The sequence below is a fragment of the Rhodococcus sp. IEGM 1406 genome (assembly GCF_030056745.1).
Taxonomy (GTDB): Bacteria; Actinomycetota; Actinomycetes; order Mycobacteriales; family Mycobacteriaceae; genus Rhodococcus_F; species Rhodococcus_F erythropolis.
The window spans coordinates 97,429-115,162 of record NZ_JASHKO010000001.1; the positions used below are offsets into that span (position 1 = coordinate 97,429).

General features: G+C 63.5%; 16 protein-coding genes. 8 read left to right on the top strand and 8 right to left on the bottom strand.

All coding sequences use genetic code 11. The features are described from left to right. The first annotated feature begins 55 nt into the window (after positions 1 to 55). From QM596_RS00440 to QM596_RS00450, 3 genes are read left to right on the top strand one after another with little or no spacing between them, the layout of a single operon-like run. A complete protein-coding gene (locus tag QM596_RS00440; RefSeq protein WP_141488684.1) occupies positions 56 to 526 on the top strand; it encodes an NfeD family protein in 471 nt (156 codons plus the stop codon). After that, positions 523 to 1,338 (top strand): slipin family protein, encoded by an 816-nt coding sequence (locus QM596_RS00445; protein ID WP_283307768.1) that lies wholly within the window; start codon positions 523 to 525, stop codon positions 1,336 to 1,338. Before QM596_RS00440 ends, QM596_RS00445 begins: the two co-directional genes overlap by 4 nt. A gap of 60 nt (positions 1,339 to 1,398) precedes the next feature. Then, a complete protein-coding gene (locus QM596_RS00450; RefSeq protein WP_279163336.1) occupies positions 1,399 to 2,637 on the top strand; it encodes an HNH endonuclease signature motif containing protein in 1,239 nt (412 codons plus the stop codon). A gap of 80 nt (positions 2,638 to 2,717) precedes the next feature. Here QM596_RS00450 and QM596_RS00455 read toward each other — a convergent pair whose 3' ends face one another. Continuing rightward, positions 2,718 to 3,425 (bottom strand): pyridoxamine 5'-phosphate oxidase family protein, encoded by a 708-nt coding sequence (locus tag QM596_RS00455; RefSeq protein ID WP_097386647.1) that lies wholly within the window; start codon positions 3,423 to 3,425, stop codon positions 2,718 to 2,720. Between the two features lie 96 nt (positions 3,426 to 3,521). Here QM596_RS00455 and pdxR point away from each other — a divergent pair, with 96 nt between their 5' ends. Continuing rightward, complete coding sequence (pdxR, locus tag QM596_RS00460) at positions 3,522 to 4,907, top strand: MocR-like pyridoxine biosynthesis transcription factor PdxR (protein ID WP_283307770.1); 1,386 nt, start codon at positions 3,522 to 3,524, stop codon at positions 4,905 to 4,907. Positions 4,908 to 4,966: 59 nt separating this feature from the next. Further along, positions 4,967 to 7,084 carry an oxidoreductase gene (locus tag QM596_RS00465; RefSeq protein ID WP_283307771.1) on the top strand — a complete coding sequence of 706 codons (2,118 nt, stop codon included), beginning with the start codon at positions 4,967 to 4,969 and terminating at the stop codon, positions 7,082 to 7,084. Positions 7,085 to 7,092: 8 nt separating this feature from the next. Here QM596_RS00465 and QM596_RS00470 read toward each other — a convergent pair whose 3' ends face one another. The 6 genes from QM596_RS00470 to QM596_RS00495 form a co-directional block, all read right to left on the bottom strand. Continuing rightward, complete coding sequence (locus QM596_RS00470) at positions 7,093 to 8,151, bottom strand: isopenicillin N synthase family dioxygenase (RefSeq protein ID WP_019746062.1); 1,059 nt, start codon at positions 8,149 to 8,151, stop codon at positions 7,093 to 7,095. Between the two features lie 170 nt (positions 8,152 to 8,321). Further along, positions 8,322 to 9,425 (bottom strand): inositol-3-phosphate synthase, encoded by a 1,104-nt coding sequence (locus QM596_RS00475; protein ID WP_003945979.1) that lies wholly within the window; start codon positions 9,423 to 9,425, stop codon positions 8,322 to 8,324. Continuing rightward, positions 9,418 to 9,981 carry a PadR family transcriptional regulator gene (locus tag QM596_RS00480; protein WP_003946014.1) on the bottom strand — a complete coding sequence of 188 codons (564 nt, stop codon included), beginning with the start codon at positions 9,979 to 9,981 and terminating at the stop codon, positions 9,418 to 9,420. Before QM596_RS00480 ends, QM596_RS00475 begins: the two co-directional genes overlap by 8 nt. Positions 9,982 to 10,097: 116 nt before the next feature. Beyond that, on the bottom strand, positions 10,098 to 10,898 hold the full coding sequence (locus QM596_RS00485; RefSeq protein ID WP_283307772.1) for a DUF1707 SHOCT-like domain-containing protein: 801 nt from the start codon (positions 10,896 to 10,898) through the stop codon (positions 10,098 to 10,100). A gap of 10 nt (positions 10,899 to 10,908) precedes the next feature. Then, the gene (locus QM596_RS00490) at positions 10,909 to 11,721 is read right to left on the bottom strand and encodes a DUF1707 SHOCT-like domain-containing protein (protein WP_020971370.1); all 813 of its coding nucleotides are present in this window, start codon (positions 11,719 to 11,721) and stop codon (positions 10,909 to 10,911) included. Positions 11,722 to 11,751: 30 nt separating this feature from the next. Then, positions 11,752 to 12,516 (bottom strand): DUF1707 SHOCT-like domain-containing protein, encoded by a 765-nt coding sequence (locus tag QM596_RS00495; protein ID WP_283307773.1) that lies wholly within the window; start codon positions 12,514 to 12,516, stop codon positions 11,752 to 11,754. Positions 12,517 to 12,623: 107 nt separating this feature from the next. Between QM596_RS00495 and QM596_RS00500 the strand changes: the two genes are divergently transcribed. The 3 genes from QM596_RS00500 (at position 12,624) to QM596_RS00510 (ending at position 17,385) form a co-directional block, all read left to right on the top strand. After that, complete coding sequence (locus QM596_RS00500) at positions 12,624 to 13,043, top strand: DUF5318 family protein (protein ID WP_042448217.1); 420 nt, start codon at positions 12,624 to 12,626, stop codon at positions 13,041 to 13,043. A gap of 577 nt (positions 13,044 to 13,620) precedes the next feature. Further along, positions 13,621 to 15,768: a transglycosylase domain-containing protein gene (locus QM596_RS00505; RefSeq protein WP_019746057.1), complete on the top strand. Its 2,148-nt coding sequence runs from the start codon at positions 13,621 to 13,623 to the stop codon at positions 15,766 to 15,768. 39 nt (positions 15,769 to 15,807) lie between these two features. Then, positions 15,808 to 17,385, top strand: coding sequence for a glycosyltransferase family 87 protein (locus QM596_RS00510; protein ID WP_182261890.1), 1,578 nt, complete (start codon positions 15,808 to 15,810; stop codon positions 17,383 to 17,385). A 2-nt stretch (positions 17,386 to 17,387) separates the two neighbouring features. Here the strand turns inward: QM596_RS00510 and QM596_RS00515 are convergent, their stop codons facing one another. Continuing rightward, positions 17,388 to 17,687 carry a helix-turn-helix transcriptional regulator gene (locus QM596_RS00515; protein WP_019746055.1) on the bottom strand — a complete coding sequence of 100 codons (300 nt, stop codon included), beginning with the start codon at positions 17,685 to 17,687 and terminating at the stop codon, positions 17,388 to 17,390. Positions 17,688 to 17,734: the final 47 nt, after the last annotated feature.

The window sequence follows — 17,734 nt, forward strand, 5'->3', positions numbered from 1 at the left end:
GATCGCACAATGGCTACGCGACGTGACCGCGTCCTCGCGAGCGTGGAGACGAGTGATGACGACGATCGGTGTCGTTGCCCTGGTGCTGGGCGTCCTGTTGATCGTGGTCGAGGCGCATGCCCCAACCGCGGGGGTGCTCGGTGTGCTTGGAGCACTCATGATCGGTGCCGGCGTCTGGATGCTTTTCACATCCGACGGTATCGGGCAATTGATCGCGATCCCGGTGACGGCGGGGGTCGCGGTAGTCGGCCTGGGCGTGGTGGCGGTAGCGAGTCGAAAAGCGCTTACCGCGCGCCGCGCTCCCGTGCGTACCGGGACGGAATCTCTTGTCGGTTCCGACGCGACCGTTCGCAGTTGGACGGGCGTGCAGGGGCAGGTCGAGCTTGACGGCGGATTATGGAGTGCTCGAATGGAATTCGGGTACGACGACTCTGTGCCTGCCGTGGGCGAATCCGTCGTCGTAGAGCAGGTACGAGGCCTGACTCTGAGAGTGCGCCGTCGTGAACCGTGGGAGCTGCCGCTATGACCACCGTGCTTGTCGTGTTGTCCGTGTTTGTCGTGCTGATTGCAGTCCTTGTGGGAATGTCGGTGAGAGTTCTGCGCGAGTACGAGCGCGCGGTGGTGTTCCGCCTCGGCCGATTGATCACCTTGAAAGGCCCAGGCCTGGTGATTCTGGTGCCGGCGATCGATCGTATGGAACGGGTCAGTCTGCGAACCGTCACGCTGAAAATACCGGTCCAAGAAGTGATTACCCGCGACAATGTTCCTGTGAAGGTCACCGCCGTCACGTACTTTCGGGTCGTCGACGCTGACCGTTCGATAGTCGAAGTCGAGGACTTTCTGGCCGCCACCTCACAGATCGCCCAGACCACACTGCGCTCCATCCTCGGTAAAGCTGAGCTGGACTCGCTGCTATCCGAACGTGAACGCCTCAACGAGGATCTGCAGAAAGTCATCGACCAGCAGACCGAACCGTGGGGCGTCAAGGTCACGACCGTCGAGATCAAGGACGTCGAGATTCCAGCCAACATGCAGCGCGCCATCGCCAGGCAAGCAGAGGCCGAACGTGAACGTCGAGCCAAGATCATCAACGCCGACGCAGAGTTTCAGGCTTCGGCCAAGCTCGCCGAGGCGGCCGAGGTGATCAGCCGCAATCCGACCACCCTGCAATTGCGATATCTGCAGACACTTCACGAGATCGGTAGCGAGAACAACTCCACCGTTGTCTTCCCCTTGCCGCTGGATCTTGTCCGGCCCTTCATGGGCGGCCAAGCGGAGGTTTCCACAGTCACCCAAGAACATGCCCGTTCTGTCTGGAATGCGAAAGTTGTTGATTAGCAGCTAGTTTCATCTCGAAATTCTGTTGTATTCGAAACTGTGTTCGAATACGATTGCTGCATGGACAGTCGGGATGCGTGGCAACTGGATGGCGAGGACCTCAAGAGTGAGGTTCTCGATCTGGTGCACGCTCGGCACGAGTTGCAGTCGCGGATGGTGTTGCTGATTGTGGAGATGTTTTCCCGAGAGGTTCTCGGTGGGAAGGGTTTTCGGGCGATCGCGCAGTGGTTGCACGGTTCGACGAATCTCGAGATCGGCGAGTGCAGCCTGCTGGTCGGGTTGGCGCGGTTGCTGATGCTCGAACCCGTTGTCGGCGATGCGTTTCACCGGGGTGATGTGGATGCGTTGAAGGCGCGTCAGGTGGCGTCGTTTTGTCAGCATCCGCCGAAGAATATGACCCTGGCGGATGTGGACAAGGTTCGCGGGATTTTGTTGGGGTTGGCGTCGAAGAACATTGCGGATTGTGATGCGGTGCGGGCGGCGATTCGGCGGATCGAGAAGCAATTTGGCAAGCGTGAGGACGGTGTTCCGGTCGGGGAAGATTCGGAACGGAACGAGTTTTACGCCTCGAAAGGCTTGTACGGGCGGGTGTCGGTGAAGGGTGATCTGGATGCGGTGAACGGGGCGCGTCTGATCACGTTGTTGTCTAGCCTGTCGGCTCCGACACCGGAGAAGGACGGCGTCAAGGACACCCGCACGCCGGCATTACGACGGGCCGATGGGTTTTGCGAGTTGTTGCGCCGGTACGAGCGGGCGGGGTTGGGTCCGATCGAGGGCGGCGTGAAACCACACATCACGGTGACCGCATCGGCGAAAGACATGACGGACCTGCAGGCCTTGAAAGACCTCCTGCCGTCCACGGAGGAGCTGGGGTTCGCGTGGACGGATTGGGTAGGTCCGATCAGTATCGATACTGCGCGGATGCTGGCGTGCGACTGCACCGTCACCCGGATCCTCCTGGATGAGAACGGTGTTCCGCTCGACTGCGGTAAGGAAGCGAGAACAGCGACGGTGCCGCAGCGGCGGGCGTTGGCGGTTCGTGATGGTGGGTGTGCGTTTCCGGGGTGTGGGACGCCGTCGGGGTGGTGCGATGCTCATCATATTGTTCATTGGAATGATGGTGGCCCAACGGATCTCGACAATCTGATCTTGTTGTGCGGTCATCATCATCGGACGATGCACCACACCGAATGGCGGGTGGAGATCGGCCCGGATCGGAAGTCGGTGTTCTATCCGCCGATGTCGGTTGATCCGTATCAGCATCCGATCGGTGGGAACAGCCCGCCCACAGCAGCCTGAACGGGCGCAACTGAATACGTACACACCGGGGCATAGCCATGCCCCGGTGCGAGCTGCGTTTGTCGGAGTCGCGTGTGCGGTCAGAGCATCGTCGAGATATGGTCCGGAAGCGCGACACCTGAGTCGAGATCCTCGGACGGGAGCGGTTCACCGAAGTGCGTAGCTGCGGGAACTACTCCAGCCCAGACGGTTTCGACACCGATGTCAGCGGCATCGTCACCGGGGCCGCCGGTGCGGGCCTTGACGGAAGCCTCGTACAACGGCAGGGCAAGAACGATGGTTGCCGCCATTTCCTTGCGCGTGTGATCCCGAAGGTGTTGGGAACGTCCGGGAACCACCTGGTCGACGATCAGATTCAAAGCCTTCACTCGCTCGTCGCCGTCGGTCACGACTCGAGGTGATCCGATGATGACGCCGCTGCGGTAGTTCATCGAGTGGTGGAAGCCCGACCGAGCCAACACGAGCCCGTCGAGGATCGTGATGGTGATGCAGATTTCGCTGTCCGGAGCCAAGCTTCGCGAGGCCACCGAGCCGTGAACATAAATAGACCCGCCGCGGTCAGGGCCGTCGAGGTCGAACCCGTACGCGGTGGGAAACACCATGGGAACTCCGCCGACGTTCACGCCCATGTGGCACAGCTTCGCGGACTGCAAGACGTCGACGAGTGCCGCGCGTTCTGCGACGCCGTGGTGGCGGGCGCGCTTGTGCGTCGTACGTGCTGTCGGAGACAGCGGAATAGGTGCAGTGGGGGCAGGAGCAGGGGCAGCAAAGACAACTGAATCTGTCATGCAGACAATGCTGGTGGCAAAGTGGCATCAAGTCATGGTCCAATCAGTGGAGACTTCGATAGGCCACTTCGATTTCCACTTCCGAGAGGGTTCTGAATGTTTCTTCCTTCGGCGGTAGCCGTCGTCCTCGACCGGACAGATCGGCGGGCGCTCCCGATCCAGATTGCCGACCACCTCAGAGCTGATATCCGCAGTGGTAAGGCGGCAGTGGGACTGAGGTTACCCAGTTCCCGGAAGCTGGCGGCGGAGCTCGAGGTGGCGCGGGGCGTCGTGGAACGGGCGTATGAGCAGTTGATCGCCGAGGGTTGGCTTGTCGCTGTGCACGGCTCGGGCACCTTCGTTGCCGAGGCGCCCTCTCCCGCGGTCACTCCCACGACTACACCGAAGAAGACCGCCGACAAGATGTCGCCCAGGGTGCAGCTCCGGCCAGGCGTGCCGTGGACGCCGCCGCGTGCATCGGCAGCGTGGCGGCGGGCGTGGCGTGACGTCGGGTCCAAACCGCCACCATTCGAGGATCCCGATCCTGCGGGTGACTACGAATTGCGTTCGGCACTATCGGAATTGCTGGCTAGGGCCCGCGGAATGTCGGTTGAACCCGAGAGGATCCTGATCACCTCAGGTGCCACGCATGGTCTCGGCCTCGCCTTGTCGGCGCTGCGTACCCGTGATGCTGTCCTGGCGATGGAAGATCCCGGATACCGGTATGCGTCCTCGGCCGCAACAGCCTGTGGATGGTCGTTGTCGGACGTGCCCGTCGACGCTCATGGTCTCTGTGTCGACCAACTCGAAACGGCGTCGGAGAACGTCCGCGGTGTGTATGTGACACCGTCCCATCAGTATCCGACAGGTGGGCTGCTTCCGGTAGGTCGGCGCAACCAGTTGATCGAGTTCGCACGCGCCCGCGACGTCGTCCTGTTCGAGGACGATTACGACTCCGAATTCCGTTACGACGTAGCGCCTTTGCCTGCGCTCGCCCAGTTGGCTCCTGATCGGGTGGTGTATCTCGGAACGGTTGCCAAAACGCTCGGCGCCGGAATTCGATTGGGCTGGTTGGTAGCTCCCCTCGACCTGGTCGACCGCATAGCATTACACCGCAAGCGAATCGGCGACTTCCCGTCGGTTCCGCTGCAGCAAGCACTCCTGTCCCTGCTCCGTGACGGCGAATGGGATCGAGCGGTACGTACCGCCCGGCGCAGGTACCGCGAGCGCGATCGGGCGGTCGAGGAAGCACTGTCATCGTTCGGTGAACTGCGCGGACTCGGCGCCGGCATGCACACGACGCTCATGCTCGACGCGGATCTGGCAGCCACCGTCGCTCGCGAGGCACTTGAACTCGGCGTCGAAGTGCCCACCCTGGTCGAGTCCACCCGAACGCACGGAGACCCCGGCGGATTGGTCATCGGCTACGGGCGAGTGGAATCCGCGGACCTCGAATATGCGCTCGAGGTGATAGCCGAGTGCCTCGCACGTCACAGCGCGTGAAGTCTCGTTGATCGGGAGTGCGGCAACGGATGGGCGTGGTCCAGTTCTAGCGTCTGCTCGTGACGATCCGAAGCCAGACCTTTCCGCACCTGCTCGCACCAGGCACCATCGGCCCGATGACCGTGCCCAATCGCGTGGTTCTCCCTGCGATGGACATGAACCTGTGTGAAGACGGGGAAATCGAAAAGGGCGACATCGACCACTTCGTGGCTCGTGCGGCCGGTGGAACGGGTCTGATCATCACCGGTTGCTGCGCTGTTGCGTACCCGCTGGGCTGCACCAGCCGCAAGGAACCGGGGCTCTCCGAAGACCGGTTCATCCCCGGACTCAAAGCGCTGGCCGACGCGGTGCACGACGCAGGCAGCAAGCTCTGTGTGCAGATGACACACCACGGCAAGGTGGCGCGCATCGATACCCTCGACGGCCGACCGCAGCTGGTCCCGTCCACACCGAAGCCGCCGGGTGACATGAGTGCGATGGCCGATTGCACGCCCAAAGAACTGGGCAAGATGGCTGCCATCAACGAGGGCAAGAGGGCGACCTACCACGAGGCCACCAAGGAAGATCTTGATTGGCTCGTCCGCATGTTCGCCGAGGCTGCCGGACGGGTGAAAGCGGCCGGCGGCGACGCCGTCGAGATTCATTGTGCCCACAACTACGTCCTCGGAGCGTTCCTGAGTCGCTACACGAATCAGCGCAGCGATGAGTACGGAGGTTCCATGGAGAACCGTGCTCGCCTGGCTTGTGAGGTTATTCGGGCGGTCAAGGAGGAGGTCGGTGGTGCGCTTGCCGTCATCGTGCGTCTGGCCGGTCAAGAGTACGGCGAAACCGACGGGCTGACCGTCGACGAGGCTGCTGCGGCCGCCAAGATGTTCGAAGAGGCCGGCGCTGACGCCATTCACGTCACCGGTACCGCGCTGAATGCTTTTGCCAACTTCACCGACGGCCCCCTGCCCGACAAGGTTGGCTACTACACGGACAATGCAACGCGAATCAAGCAGGCGATATCGATCCCCGTGATCACGGTCGGACGTATGCTCCCCGAGGTCGGCGAGAAGATGATCGCGGAAGGTCGTACGGACTTCGCCGCGATGGGCCGCCAGCTCCTGGCCGATCCACAGCTGGTGAACAAACTCAAAGACGGTGTACCCGAGCGGGTTCGGCCGTGCATCAATTGCTACGTCTGCGTGCAGGAGAACTTCTGGGACGAGACCCCGCTGTGCGCGGTGAACCCTGCCCTGGGCAACGAAGCGCTGCTCCCCTTCGTTCGGACCAGCACTCCGAAACACGTTGTTGTGGTCGGAGCGGGCCCCGGTGGTCTCGAAACGGCTCGCGTGGCCGCTGAACGTGGGCACCGAGTCACGGTGTTGGACAAGTCCGATCGCCTCGGCGGCACCCTGTGGTTCTCGAGCCTCACTACCCCGGACAACGGGCGTCTGCTCAGCTGGTTGAAAGTGGAAATCGAGCGTCTCGGTGTCGATGTTCGACTGAAGACCGAAGCCACAGTCGCCTCGATCCGGGCATTGAACCCCGACGCCGTAGTCGTGGCCACCGGTGCAGTTCGTGAGCGGCCTAGCGTTCCGGGCGGTGATCTCCCACACGTGCACACCGGTGATTCGTTGCGCGCGTTGATGACCGGAGCGGGAGACGTCTCACAGGTGCCGCCGTTCCTGCGGACGATGGCCAAGTTGGGCAAGCTGTCCGGTATCACCAAGAGCCCCGCGGCGATCCGAGCTGTGACTCGCAAGTTCCTGCCCATGGGTAAGGACGTTGTCGTGATCGGTGGTTCGCTTGTCGGACTCGAGCTTGCGGAGTTCCTGGCCGAGCGAGGTCGCAATGTGACGCTGATCGAAGAAGGCCAGCAGTTGGGTATTCCGATGGCGATGCCGCGCCGCTGGACGGCTGTGCGCCACGCCAAGCATGTCGGTGTGGACATTCACCGCAATTCAACGGTGCAGCGAATCACCAAGGAGCACGTCGAATTCCTTTCCGGTGACAAGACACTGACCGCTCCGGCCGACATGGTTGTCGTCGCCTCGGGGGTGTCAGCGCAAGCGCCGCTGGCCGACGCTCTGATCGGCGTCGTCTCCGACGTGCACGTGGTCGGTGACGCGGTGAACGTCGACTACATCGAAGGTGCGATGCACACGGCGTGGAAAGTTGCGATGGATCTTTGACCCATCCCCTAGGTAGCACTTTGTGCCGCAACGATGTCCGGCCACCATCGGGCCGCGACATCGGGGTGCGCGCGTAGTCGACTCTTGAGGGCGTTCGCCCCGTAGGAATCGTGGATCGGGTTGTTCGCGTCCACGGTGACGCCGGTGGCGCGCGCCGCCAGCTCGGGCGGTAGGTCGAACTCCGGGATCTGCGCTGCGTAGTTCGGGTTGAAGAAGAACGGCACCGAGATACGTTCACCGTCACCTTCGGGTGAAACTACCCGGTGCACAGTCGCTTTCAAGTAGCCGCCGGTAGCGACCTCGAGAAGTTCGCCGATGTTGACCACCAGCGCCCCGTCGATCGGCGGGGCGTCGATCCAGTCGCCGTCGTGCTCGACCTGCAGACCGCCCTTGCCCGGTTCGACATAGAGCAGAGTCAGTACGCCCGCGTCCTTGTGCCCGCCGACGCCCTGGGAGCCGGCACCTTTCGGGCGGCCCGGGTAACGCACCACCTTGATGAGGATCGACGGATCGTGAGCGAACGCGTCGTCGAAGATGTTCGCATCCTGGCCCAGGGCTACCGCCCATTCGCGTAAGAGGCTCAATGCGATCGAGGTGAGTGTGTCGTTCCACTCGGTGATGACGTCGCGGAGTTCGGGAAGGGCGTCGGGCCACTGGTTGGGGCCCTGCAGGATCTCCCAGGCCGGTGAGGTGTCGGTGCGCTCGGCCGCGGGCTGTTCGGCGCCGATGTCGATCTGCTCGCGCCAGTCCTGCTTGCCTTCGGTCAGTTCGCCGCCGAGCCTGGTGTACCCACGGAAGTGCGGGCTGCGGACGTTCTCGATCGCGAGCTTCTCGGCAGTCGGTAGCGCGAAGAACTCGCGGGCGACGGCGAGGAGGCGTCGCTGCAGTTCGTCGGGAATTCCGTGGCCGACCAGGTAGAAGAATCCGACCTCGTGGGTGGCCTCGCGGAGCTGAGTGCGGAACTGCTCGGCGGTGTCGGGATTCTGCGCAAGCGACAGATCGAGCACTGGCAGCGACGTAATCGACATGGGGTCCTCGATCCGTGTGATGGTTCTGATGTCCATCATTCCACGCTGATCGGCACCCGGACCCGCGCAGCGATTCGGCAGCCGCAGGCGTGATTACCCGCGCGGATGCGGAAACACCCTGCGGATAACAGAATCGGGGCCTTGCGCCGTTGGCGCAAGACCCCGAATCAGCGTGAACCTAAATCAGGCCTCGTCGGCCCGGCGTCTAGCTACGCCTCATCGGCTCCGATGATGAACGCTTCGAGCTCGATGCGAGCCTTGTCGTCGGCCATCTGGACCGGCGGGGACTTCATCAGGTAAGCGGAAGCCGGGTAAACCGGTCCACCGATGCCGCGGTCTTTGGCGATCTTGGCTGCGCGGACGGCGTCGATGATGATGCCGGCAGAGTTGGGCGAATCCCAGACCTCGAGCTTGTACTCCAGGTTCAGGGGAGCGTCACCGAAGGCGCGGCCTTCGAGGCGGACGTATGCCCACTTGCGGTCGTCGAGCCACTCCACGTAGTCCGAGGGACCGATGTGGACGTTGCGGTCGTGAACCTTGCCGGCAAGTGCGCCGGTCAGGTTGGACGTCACGGCCTGGGTCTTGGAAACCTTCTTGGACTCCAGGCGATCACGCTCGAGCATGTTCTTGAAGTCCATGTTTCCACCGACGTTGAGCTGGTAGGTGCGGTCCAGCACGACGCCGCGGTCTTCGAACAGCTTCGCCATCACGCGGTGGGTGATGGTGGCGCCGACCTGGCTCTTGATGTCGTCGCCGACGATCGGGACGCCGGCGTCCTTGAACTTGGCAGCCCACTCCGGGTCGGAAGCGATGAAGACGGGCAGGGCGTTGACGAATGCAACGCCTGCGTCGATCGCGCACTGTGCGTAGAACTTGTCAGCGTCATCGGAACCGACGGGCAGGTAGGAGACGAGGACGTCGACCTGAGCGTCCTTGAGTGCCTTGACGACGTCGACGGGCTCGGCGTCGGACAGCTCGATGGTCTCGGCGTAGTACTTGCCGATGCCGTCGAGGGTCGGGCCACGCTGAACGGGAACGTCCAGGGGCGGGACGTCGGCGATCTTGATGGTGTTGTTCTCGCTCGCGAGGATCGCCTCGGAGAGGTCGAAGCCGACCTTCTTGGCGTCGACGTCGAACGCAGCGACGAACTGCACGTCGCGGACGTGGTACTTACCGAACTTGACGTGCATGAGGCCGGGGACCGTCTGGGTCTCGTCGGCATCCTTGTAGTAGTGGACGCCCTGAACCAGGGACGAGGCGCAGTTACCCACGCCCACAATGGCTACGCGCACCGCGGTGCTGTTCTCACCCATGGTCGGGTTCTCCTTCTTTCCGGGATGTTCCTGTTGTCGATTGCTCGGCTGCGATCAATTCGTTGAGCCAACGCACTTCGCGTTCACTCGATTCGAGTCCGAGCTGATGGAGCTGACGGGTATAGCGGTCCAGCGATCCGCTGGCCCGACCGACGGCCTCGCGGAGCCCCTCGCGGCGCTCCTCGACCTGGCGTCGCCTGCCTTCGAGGATCCGCATCCGCGCTTCTGCGGGGGTGCGGCTGAAGAAGGCGAGGTGAACGCCGAAACCGTCGTCGGTGTAGTTCTGCGGCCCGGTGTCGGCGACCAGTTCGGTGAACCGTTGCCGACCTTCCGGAGTGAGCTGGTAGACGCGACGCGCCCGACGCTTGAGAGTGCCGGTGGCAGTGTCGACGTCTTCCGAGATCAATCCGTCGGCTTGCATGCGCCGCAGTGCCGGGTACAGCGATCCGTACGAGAACGCGCGGAATGCGCCGAGCAGACCAGTGAGCCGCTTACGCAGCTCGTATCCGTGCATCGGTGACTCGAGGAGCAGCCCGAGGATTGCGAGTTCGAGCAACTGACAAACCTCCCGAGTCGTTGAACCTAACCGCTTGATGCGATAACCAACTATATCGCGCCGATATATAAAACCACACTGCGGCCCGATACGTGTACCAAGGTGTCACGGCTAGATCAGGGGGCGAACGGGTAGACGCTCAACGGCTCGCCCGACAGTGTGGTCTCCAGGTGGCCGGAGTCGTCGGCCTCGTTTCTCACGTACATAGAGACGGTCGGCTCGTTGGCTCGGCCGATGGTGGGGTATTCGAAACGGATCTGGTCGACCACTCCGCCCGGAACCCGGAGCGTTTCCGGAGCGCCGGCGATCAGCCGCGCCAGAACCTCGAGATCGACCGTCGACAGGTCGATTGTTCGTGTCCCGGTTGTTCGGGGTGAAGGTGTCGACCAGGATTTGAAGTCACCATCGTAGATGTATTTGACGTAGTTGCCGGGCTGATCATGGGCCACTCGTTCTACGGTTGCGTTTTCGGTACTGAGTGAGACGGTATCGGCGATGGTGTCGCCGAATTCGGCCCGGTAATCGTCGATGAACTGCGCCACGCCGTGGCCGGTCATCAGATTCGGGATCGGTGCGTCGGTCCCGAGCGGTGACGTGTCCGGGTTGGTGGCCGAACCGATCAGCGCCCCGACGACACCGGCGACAAGTACGACGGCCGCAGCAGCTTTCACCGATTTCGGTGGCGCAGGCAGGCGGGGCCGGACCACCTCGGTGTCGAGATATCGAGAGGGGATCTGAAGGTCATTCACGAGAACCTGAAGGTCGTGAATTGTTTTGGCGGACATTGCTTTTGATGTTCGAGACTCGTATTCTCCGGCATGTAGCTGCCCGTCTGCGAGGGCGTTGTCCAGCACCCCACAGGTATCGGCTCGGTCGGAATCTCGTGCACGTTTAGACGGGGAGGGACTCGACGGCATGATCTGATTCCTAATCGGTGAAGGCGTAGACGCGGACGAGTTCGCCAGCGGAGGTGGTATTGACGAATCCGCCTTCGCCGAAGCTGTTTTTCGCCGAAATATCCAGCAGCGGTTCTTCTCCGGCAGTGTACGAAATGTAGTAGACCTGGGCGTCGGGCACATTGACGTGCCGCTGGATCGCCTCGATGTTTCGTCGTACGGCTTCGAGATCAATCGCGTCGAGATCGACTGTCGCAGTGTCGATCTTACGGCTTTCCGGATCGCCGTCCGCAGTGAAGCCGCCGCGAAAGGAGTACTTGATCTTCCGGTTGGGTTGACCGGGAACAGCGAGGGAGAAATAGGCTGCGCTGTTGTTGAAGGTGATCTCGTCGACGACGGTGGAGCCGAACTTTTCCCGCAACCGGTCACGTAAGAGGGCGATCCCTTCCGCGCTCGCCATGAAGGGTGTGGGTATGACCAAGGGCTCCGGGTTCGGGACAACGGCAGGCGCAACTGCGGACGGCGGCGTCACGGGATCTCGGTGCGTGAGCGAATAAGCCCCGACGCCGACGACCAGCGCTGCCGCCACCGTTGCCGCTGCGAACCACGGCACCGGTCGTTTTGGTGGGCGACGTCGATCGGACGGCGGATTCGCTGCGCCCTGCAAGTCGGCGACGATGGCGGCCAGTTCGTCGAGAGTGCGCGCTTTCGCCACCGCCTGCGCGGCAGCGCGATGCTCGGCGGCGTTCAACTGTCCGTCTCCGAACGCCGCATCGACGACGGCCGCGGTTGTCTCCCTGTCCCGGTTTGCGGCGCGGGTGTTCGGCGGATATTTCTGGGCCATGCCGAGAATCCTAAATTCAAGGCCTGTGCGTCAGAACACCCTGCCGTCGAAGGTCATCTTGCGCACGCCCGTGTACGCCCCGGTGTCGTCGACGACGTAGATGCTTATCACCGGCGCACCCGAATCGGCCAAGGTGATGTGGTCCACGCGGGTACCGGCCAGCGCGGCGGGGGACTGTGCGATCACCGATACCAAGGCGTCGCGGTTCACGTTGGTGAGGTCCATGTCCGTGTTGCCGGCCACCGACGCGGGTTCGTCGGACGGAGTGAGTGTGCCGCGGAAATCGAAGTTCCGGAAGTTCCCTGATTCGTCGACGCGGCCGACCACCGCTCGATCGGGGTAAAAGGTCGCAACCCGCACCGTCTCGGAACCGTACGTCGCGACGAACGACGCGAAGACGTCGTCGATGCCGGTGGGAGTAAACGGAGAATCGGCAGGCTCGGTGCTTGCTGTGAACCGTTCGACCACCTCGGCCGGCGGCTCGAGCGGACCGCGTTGGGCTGCAGCCAGTGCAATCGCGCCCGCCACCGCCGCAGCGGCCAGCGAAACGTAGAGCACTTTTCGTCGAAAGGTCACGTGGGGAGATTTCACGCGCGCACGAGGTGCAGCTTCCTGTAGATCGCCGATCAACGACGCCAACTCGACCACCGTCGTGGCAGTTCGCGCTTGCTCGGTGCGATCGAAGTATTCGGCGGCGCCCAGTTGTCCCTCGGCGTAAGCGGCGTCGAGTCTGGCGCAGGCGTCGATACGGTCCGTATCGCGTGCGCGGGTGGCCGGCGTCTTGGAAGAACTCACAGGTTCCAATGATAATTGCTGGTCGCCATGCGTCCGGACCGCAAAATGTGTTCATCGTGACCCTCCCGAACCGTCCGTGGCGGCACGGACGCACGTACGCTGGTCAGGTGCGGATACAGCGGCAAGTTGTGGACTACGCGCTCGCGCGTCGGTCTGTGCTGGCCGAAGTGTCTGCGGGTAGGACCGACGTCAAGCAAGTGTGTGACGCCGATCCGTACCTACTCAGAGCCGCGAAGTTCCACGGCCGGGGCAGCGACGTCGTCTGCCCCATTTGCCGCAAGGAACAGTTGACGCTCGTGTCCTGGGTGTTCGGCGACAAGCTCGGTCAGGTTTCGGGATCGGCCCGAACCTCGGACGAGCTCGCTCGGCTTGCGGAAACAGCAGAGGAGTTCACGGTGCACGTTGTAGAGGTGTGCCGTACCTGCAGTTGGAACCACTTGGTGCAGTCCTATGTGCTCGGCGCAGTACCTGCGCCGCCGCGACCGCGGCGAGCACGCCCACCAAGCCGGCGCACCGCCAGCGAGTAACGCCACACCCGAAGAAGGGCCCGATCGAAGTCTGCACGTGATCGGTCCGTGACCACTGGAGATTTGATTCGTGAGTTCCCCCAGCAACAACAACCCGGGAGGCAACAACCCGGGTGGCCGTCCCGTCGGTCCCAACCGTCCCGCCGGACCTCCTCAGGGTCGTCCGCCGCAGGGACGTCCCATGGGTCCACCACCGCAGGGCCCACCACCGCAGGGACGCCCTCCGATGGGTCCGCCCCCTCAGGGGCGTCCGCCGCAAGGTCGTCCGATGGCACCCCCGCTTCAGGGTCGTCCGCCGCAGGGTCGACCTTCGGGCCCGCCTCCTCAGGGCCGCCCCGCCGGTCCCCCGCCTCAGGGTCGTCCGTCGCAAGGCCGACCTGCCGGCCCGCCGCCTCAGGGTCGCGCCTCCGGCGCTCAGGCAAACGAACCGACCCAGCGCGTCGCGGCAGCAGCAGCGACCACCCGTAGCAACGCGGGCACCCGCCCGCCGGTCGGACCTCCGCCGACGAAGCCGCCGACAGGTGGCTCCGGTGGCGGTGGCAACGACGGACAACCACCGAAGGGAAGAAAGAGCACCGTGAAGAAGAAGTCCAAGTGGCGCACAGTTCGCCGCTCGGCCTACGTCTTGGTGGCGCTCGGTCTTGTTCTGCCCGTCCTTGCCTTCATGGCGGCGTACATCGTGCAGGACGTCCCCAAGCCCGGTGACCTCAAGACCAATCAGGTGGCGACGGTCTTCGCCGCCGACGGCACCACGGTGATCAGTACCGTCGTCCCGCCGGACGGCAACCGCGTCGAGGTTTCGCTCGATCAGGTACCGCTTCACGTTCGCAATGCGGTTCTCGCCGCAGAGGACCGCGATTTCTACTCGAACCCGGGCTTCTCGATCTCCGGTTTCGCACGCGCAGCCCGAGACAACGTCCTCGGTCGCGACAGTGCCGGTGGTGGCTCGACCATCACGCAGCAGTACGTGAAGAAGGCGCTCGTCGGCTCGGAGCGTTCGCTGACGCGAAAGATGAAAGAGCTCGTCATCTCCTCGAAGATGGCCAACGAGTGGTCCAAGGACGACATCCTCGCCGCGTATCTGAACACCATTTACTTCGGTCGCGGCGCATACGGCATCGGCGCAGCATCCAAGGCTTACTTCGGTAAGCCCGTCGACCAGCTGACCATCGAAGAAGGTGCCGTCCTGGCATCGTCGATTCAGCTTCCGTCGCTCCTCGATCCCGAGACCAACCCGACCGGCGCGAAGTCCCGTTGGGATTACGTGCTCGACGGCATGGTGTCCGCCGGCACGCTGGATCAGGCCGCGCGCACGCCGATGCAGTACCCCGCCTACATCCCGCTCGCCCAGGTCGACAACAGCAGCCAAGGCTCGACCGGACCCGAGGGCCTGATCAAGCGTCAGGTGCTCAAGGAGATCGGCGACGCCGGAATCAGCGAGCAGTTGCTCAACACCGAGGGCTTGCAGATCACCACGACCATCGACCCGCAGGCTCAGGCCGCAGCGGTCGAGGCAGCCCGTTCCAACATGGAGGGTGAGCCGGAGAACCTGCGCACCGCAGTTGTCTCGGTTGACCCGAAGACCGGTGCCGTCAAGGCGTACTACGGCGGTGAGGACGGCGCGGGATACGACTTCGCGAATGCCGGACTTCAGACCGGTTCCTCGTTCAAGGTGTTCGGTCTCGCAGCCGCCCTGGATCAGGGAATCCCGCTCTCGCAGATGTACGACAGCTCGCCGCTGACCGTCAACGGCATCTCCATCGGCAACGTCGAAGGTGAAAGCTGCGGCACCTGCACCATCGCAGAGGCGCTCAAGCGTTCGCTGAACACCAGCTTCTACCGCCAGATGCTCAGCCTCGACGGCAACGGCCCGCAGGCAATCGCGGACATCGCACACCAAGCAGGCATCCCGAAGGACATCCCGGGCGTCGGCCCGTCGCTCACCGAGGCTGACGGTTCCGGTCCCAACAACGGCATCGTGCTCGGCCAGTACCAGGCCCGCGTGCTCGACATGGCGTCGTCGTACGCGACGCTCGCCGCATCCGGCACGTATCACGCACCGCACTTCGTCCAGAAGGTCGTTGCCGCCGACGGCACCGTGCTGCTGGACCGCGGCGCACCCGCCGGTGAGGACCGCATCGACGCTGCCGTCGCCGACAACGTGACGGCTGCGATGCAGCCGATCGCGGCGTACTCGCGCGGTCACAACCTGGCCGGCGGACGTCTGTCGGCGTCGAAGACAGGTACCGCGCAGCTCGGTGACACCGGAGCCAACAAGGACGCATGGATGGTCGGCTACACGCCGTCACTCTCGACCGCGGTCTGGGTCGGAACTCCCGACGGTGAAGCGATCACCAACTCGGGCGGCGCGATGATCTACGGCTCGGGTCTGCCTTCGGACATCTGGAAGGACACGATGGACGGCGCCCTCGACGGCACCGACAACGAGAAGTTCCCGACGCCGGGCAAGATCAACGGCCAAGCCGGTGGTGTTCCGGAGTACACGGCACCTGCACCGCCCAAGACGTCGGCGCCGCCGACCACCGCACCGACGACGACGGAAACCACTCCGCCGCCCGTGGTGACGACGACGCAGGTCGAGGTTCTGCCGGGCATCACCATCCCGATTCCGGGCATCTCCCGGCCGACGACAACCACGCCGCAGGTACCAGGGGCAGGCGAGACCACCGAGGAAGAACCGGCAGGTGTGAGCCCCGGCCAGTAGTTGGAGGGTGGTCGGTTCGAAAGACGGTAACCTCGCGGAGTGGCCGCGAATGCTGATGATGCCGAACCGACCTCCCCAGCTCCGCTGGCCGAAGATCTTCGTTCGGCGGATTGGCGGGACGTTCCCAGTCGCAACGACGCGATGGTGTCTGCGCTGTCGGGAACCGTCGGCGGTCCGGTAGGTCGTCACGCACTGATCGGACGCACTCGCTTCTTCACCCCGATGCGAGTGATCCTTCTGCTCGCCGTGGTGTTCTTGGCTTTCGGCTGGTTCGCGAAGGCCGGCTGTATTCAGCAGGCGCCGGTCGGCGAGAGCGGGCAGGTCGGCCTCGACTGGAGTGGCAGCCGTCAGTACGTGGCGATGTGTTACTCCGACACCGTTCCGCTGTACGGGGCCGAACGCCTCGATCAGGGAGCATTCCCGTACAAGACGTCGTGGGAAGAAGTACGCGGCGACGGTTCGATCCAGATGCGGTACATGGAGTATCCGGTGATCTCGGGGCTCTATCAGTACGGCGCAATGAAAGTCGCGAAAGCGTGGGATTCGATCACTTGGCTGCCGGGCGCGATTCAGGTGGCGCTCTATTTCAACGTCGTCGCGTTCGGTTTGGCGTTGGCGTGGCTGGTCACCGTGTGGGCGAGCACCCTGCTGGCCGGACGACGGGTGTGGGACGGCGCGCTGATCGCCTGTTCGCCCCTGGTGATCGTGCACGTGTTCACGAACTTCGATCCTCTGGCGACGGCGTTCGCGGCCGGCGGGTTGTTGGCGTGGGCACGCAAGCGGCCCGTGCTCGCGGGAATTCTGCTCGGCCTGGGCGGCGCCGCGAAGCTCTACCCGCTGCTCCTACTCGGACCGCTTTTTGTCCTGTGTCTGCGCGCGGGCAAGACGAGGGACTGGCTGGTGACCGCACTCAGCGCCGTCGCGGCATGGCTTGCGGTGAACCTGCCCATCGCCGCCCTGTACCCCCATGGTTGGTACGAGTTCTTCCGGCTCAACTCCGAGCGCGGGGCCGATCCCGATTCCATCTACAACGTGATCGCGTCGTTCACGTCGTGGAAGGGCCTCGACGGTCCTCTCGCACAGGGTGAGTCGCCGTCGAATCTCAACGCCGTTTCTCTGCTGCTGTTCGTGGCAGTCTGCATTGGTGTCGGTTACGTCGCCCTGACGGCGCAGCGTCGTCCGCGCGTTGCGCAGTTGTGTTTCCTGTTGGTGGCGGGCTTCTTGCTCACCAACAAGGTGTGGAGCCCGCAGTATTCGTTGTGGCTGGTGCCGCTGGCCGTGTTGGCCTTGCCGCACCGCAGGCTCCTGCTCGCGTGGATGACCATCGACGCCCTGGTCTGGGTTCCGCGAATGATGTATTACCTCGGGGTGTCCAACAAGGGGCTGCCCGAGCAGTGGTTCACCGGAACCGTCGTGGTCCGGGACATCGCGGTACTCGTTCTGTGCGCGCTGGTGCTCCGTCAGATCTACCGGCCGTCGGAGGATCTCGTGCGGTACGGGTTCATCGACGATCCGGCGGGCGGTGTTCTCGATCAGGCTCCGGACAAACAACCTGCCTGGCTACCAGGTTGGTTGAAGCCGTCCAAGGCGAAGGAACCGGAACCCGTCGCGGTCTGAGGTCACCACTCGTCGAGGGTGGTGTACCCGTCCTGGACCGCGCGGGCAAACAACGCTGCCTTCGTGGGAGCCGGCCGCCCGACGTCGCTGTACTTCGTGCGTACCCGAGTGATGTGTGTGTTGACGGTGCAGACGCGTAGGCCGAGTGTCTCGGCGACCTCGGACTTGGAATCCGAACGAAGCCAGGCGAGAAGTACTTCGATCTCGCGGACGCTCAGCTTCGGCTTGTGCTTGCCGTGCTTGGGGTTGCCGACTCGGGACACGTTTGCCTCGATCTTCGGAGAAATGCCGATTGAAGACATGCGAGTAGCGCCTTTCGACGGAGGGAATGGACGTCGACTGCCGTATT